This is a genomic window from Spiroplasma sp. hy2 (genome assembly GCF_044714365.1).
GTDB lineage: Bacteria > Bacillota_I > Bacilli_A > Mycoplasmatales > Mycoplasmataceae > Spiroplasma > Spiroplasma phoeniceum.
In genome coordinates, this window is the sequence record NZ_RXFZ02000093.1 from 1 (window position 1) to 4,001 (window position 4,001).

Genomic DNA, 4,001 nt, shown 5'->3' on the forward strand with positions numbered 1-4,001 from the left:
WWWTTAACGTTTAAAAAATTTAAAGCAAAATCATAATCTTACACAAAATTAGTTTTCAAATTGTCATATTGATGATTTTTTTTATTTCATCAAGAGTTTTCGACAAAATTAAAGCAAAAATTTTAATAATAATATATAATTTTAATGTAGTTTAAAAAAGTTGGAGGTTTAACATGGAAACTAGAATGGAGAAATTTGCCCAGCTACGTGAAATGATTAAGAAAGAGATTGAGATTGATCAAGAAATTAATCAAACTAGTCAAGTCATTAATAGTTACATGGCGAAGTTAAACGCTATTGATGATAATTTTTTTGGTAGTGTTAAATCAGATTTTGAACAAGAATTTAGTTGAGAAAAAGCATATTTGGATAAAAACCCAGATGAACAACCATACCCATCTGATTTTAAATATGATTTGCAACAATTGCTAGACCAAGTTGTTAATACAACTAAAGCAACAATTCAAACTAATCAAAAAAATGACCAAGATGCTGGTGATGTTATGCATAATATTTTAATTGCTGAAACATTGTTAAATAAACCAACATATCAAAAATATCAAGCAATTTTAGAAAGTATTTTAGCAGAAAAAATTACTTATCATCGAGTAAGTGATAAAATTCAAGCAGAAAATAGTGATTTTAAAATTAATTCAGCTAATATTGAATTTAGTACAATTGCACATATGCGTAAAAATGATCAACGATCAACAGCAGAAATGCTAAAACAATCAATTGCTCTTTTAGAAGAAAAACATAATAATGTATTAGTTGTTTATCGAAAAATAAAACCAGGTTATAAAATGTTATTTAGTACTATGCTTTTGCTTGTTGTTTTATTAGCTATTTGTTTAGTTTTAATCTTTATGTTATAGAAAATAGGAGTAGATGATGAAAATAAATATTGCGATTGATGGCCCCGCTGGTAGTGGAAAATCTTCTGCTGGTTATGAATTGGCCAAAAAACTAAATTATCAGTTTATTGATACTGGGTTAACTTACCGTGCTTTTACTTATTTTTGTGTAAAAGTTGGAGTTGATTTTACAAATCATCATCAGTTACAAGCACAATTAACAAACTTTAATTATCAAGTGATTAATAACCGTGTTTATGTCAATGGGAAAGATATTACTGATAAGTTGCAAACTGATCTTGTTCTGGATAATATCAACAAAATTACTGGACTTGATTTTATTCGAGCAGCAATGGTTTGCCTGCAACAAAAATTAGTGATTAAAAAAGGTAATGTTGTTGTTGGACGAGATATTACTACTGTTGTTCTTCCTGATGCTGAAGTGAAAATTTACTTAACAGCGAGTATTACAGCGCGAGCTAACCGCCGATGAAATCAAAATCAAGAAAACCATATTGTTCCGAATAATTTGGCAGAAATTACTGCTAAATTAAAAGAACGAGATTATGTTGACACAACCCGAGCGGTTGGACCATTAAAAATTGCTCCTGATGCAGTTATTGTGGATAGTAGTAAGTTAACATTTGAACAAACGGTAACTAAAATTTATGAAATAGTATGTAATTATTAAGAAAGCAGGAAAATAAATGGCACAAAAAGGAACTGTTGCAATTGTAGGGCGTCCAAATGTTGGGAAATCAACATTATTTAATCGTGTTATTAAAAATCGCCTTGCAATTGTTGAAGATACTCCTGGTGTAACACGCGATCGAATTTATGCTTTCTCAGAATGATTAACAAGAGAATTTTTAATAATTGATACGGGGGGAATTACATTAAATAATACGGCAATGTTTGCACAAGAGATTAAAATGCAAGCAGAAATTGCAATTGCAGAAGCTGATATTATTATTTTTGTTTTATCGTACAAAGAAGGAATTACCCCAGATGATGAAATGGTTGCAAAAATACTATATCGTGCTAAAAAACCGGTTCTTTTAGTTGTTAATAAATATGATAAGCAAGAAAAAGAAAGTGAATTGTATGAATATATGACATTAGGATTTGGTGAGCCAATTGCTGTATCTGCTACTCATGGAATTGGAATTGGTGATTTATTAGACCAAGTAATTTCTCATTTAGATCAAATTCCAGTTCAACCAAAAACAGAAGGAATTCATTTTTCTTTAATCGGTAAACCAAATGTTGGAAAATCTTCTTTAACAAATGCTATTTTAGGTGAAGAACGAGTCATTGTATCACCAATTGCAGGAACAACAACAGATTCAATTGATACATCATTTAAACGGAATAATCAACTTTATACTGTGATTGATACTGCTGGAATTCGTAGAAAAGGGAAAGTTTATGAAAAATTAGAAAAATATAGTGTTCTTCGTGCTGTTAGTGCAATCGAACGAAGTGATCTTGTTTTATTAATTATTGATGGGACAGTTCCTATTACTGACCAAGATACAAATATTGCTGGTATTGCATTTGAACAAAATAAACCAATTATTTTGGTAATTAATAAGTGAGATGCGGTAATGGAAAAAAATGAACGGTCAATGAAAAAAATTGAACAAAGTATTCGTGGATATTTTAAATATCTAAATTATGCGAAAATGGTTTTTGTTTCTGCTTTAGAAAAAAAACGATTACATATTTTATTTCAAACAATTGATGAAGTTTATGTTGTTTTAACGCAGCGAGTAAAAACTAGTGTTCTAAATGAAATTTTAGTAAAAGCACAATTGTTAAATCCACCACCAGATTTTAATGGTGGGCGTTTAAAAATTTATTATGCTACTCAGCCTGAAGGTGTTGTGCCAACTTTTATTATGTTTTGTAATAATCCAAAATATCTTCATTTTTCTTATAAAAGGTTTCTTGAAAATCAACTTCGAGAATATTTTGGATTTGAGGGAGTACCAATTAAAATATTATTTAGAGAGAGAAAGTAACGAGGAAAATTATGATGAAAAAAACACAAAAAAATATTACTGTTATTGGAACAGGAGCATATGGGACAGTTTTAGCAAATGTTTTGACAGATAATGATCATAACGTTATTATGTATGGAATTGATAAGAAAGAAGTTAATGATATTAACAACGAACATTTAAATCGTCATTTTTTTGGTAATTTAAAAATTAATAAAGAAATTAAGGCCACAACAAATTTTGCTGAAGCAGTTGAAGATGCTGAATATATTATTTTAGGAATTCCTGTTGTTGCTATTAAATTAATAATTGAGAAAATCAATCAAACAGTAACAAAACCAGTTGTTATCATTAATGTTGCTAAAGGATTAGATCCTGAAACACACGAAGTTTTATCAAAATCAATTATAAAATTAATAAATCCAAAAATTTTAAAAGCATATGCAGGTATTTATGGTCCAAGCATTGCAAAAGAAGTTTTACAACGAAAACCAACGTGTATTATGGCAGTTTCACAGGATTTAGTAATTGCGCAAGAAATTCGTGATTTGTTTAATAATGAATATTTTGTTACTTTTGCTAATACGGATGTGATTGGTAGTGAATATGCGGTTGCTTTAAAAAATGCAGTAGCAATTGCCTCAGGAATTTTTAATGGTCTTTATGAATCTGATAATGCTAAAGCATCATTAATTACAATGGGGTTAAATGAGATTCAACTTTTTGCCAAAACAAAAGGAGCTCAAATTGAAACTTTTTTTAACTTTGCAGGATTAGCTGATTTAATTTTAACAACTACCTCAAGTAAATCACGGAATTATTCGCTTGGTTTTGCAATTGCTCAAGTTGATGATGCTCAAAAAGTTTTATCAGAGCAAGTAAAAACAGTAGAAGGTGTTTTAACTTGTAAAACAATTGTGTTAGATGCGCGTGCAAATAATATTACATTACCTTTATTTGAAGCTTTATATGATATTTTATATCATAATAAACGACCAAGTGTAATTATTAATAATGTTTTTACAAAAGCAATATTATCCTTTAATTTTGTCGAAAACTCTTGATATTTATAAAATATACCTAAAATTAGGTATATTTTTAATATATGGAGGTAAATAATTAATGAAAAAAATAATTACAGAAT

The 4,001-nt window shown here is 28.7% G+C and carries 4 protein-coding genes; all 4 read left to right on the plus strand.

The window, feature by feature from the left end; all coding sequences use genetic code 4:
• Positions 1–173 precede the first annotated feature (173 nt).
• From EHV01_RS03745 to EHV01_RS03760, 4 genes are read left to right on the plus strand one after another with little or no spacing between them, the layout of a single operon-like run.
• Entirely contained in the window at positions 174–875 is a 702-nt protein-coding gene (locus EHV01_RS03745; RefSeq protein ID WP_422066258.1) for a hypothetical protein, read from the plus strand.
• Between the two features lie 16 nt (positions 876–891).
• Positions 892–1,545: a (d)CMP kinase gene (gene cmk / locus EHV01_RS03750; protein ID WP_422066259.1), complete on the plus strand. Its 654-nt coding sequence runs from the start codon at positions 892–894 to the stop codon at positions 1,543–1,545.
• 16 nt (positions 1,546–1,561) lie between these two features.
• Complete coding sequence (der, locus tag EHV01_RS03755) at positions 1,562–2,878, plus strand: ribosome biogenesis GTPase Der (RefSeq protein ID WP_422066260.1); 1,317 nt, start codon at positions 1,562–1,564, stop codon at positions 2,876–2,878.
• Between the two features lie 14 nt (positions 2,879–2,892).
• On the plus strand, positions 2,893–3,930 hold the full coding sequence (locus tag EHV01_RS03760; protein WP_422066261.1) for an NAD(P)H-dependent glycerol-3-phosphate dehydrogenase: 1,038 nt from the start codon (positions 2,893–2,895) through the stop codon (positions 3,928–3,930).
• The last annotated feature ends 71 nt before the right edge of the window (positions 3,931–4,001 follow it).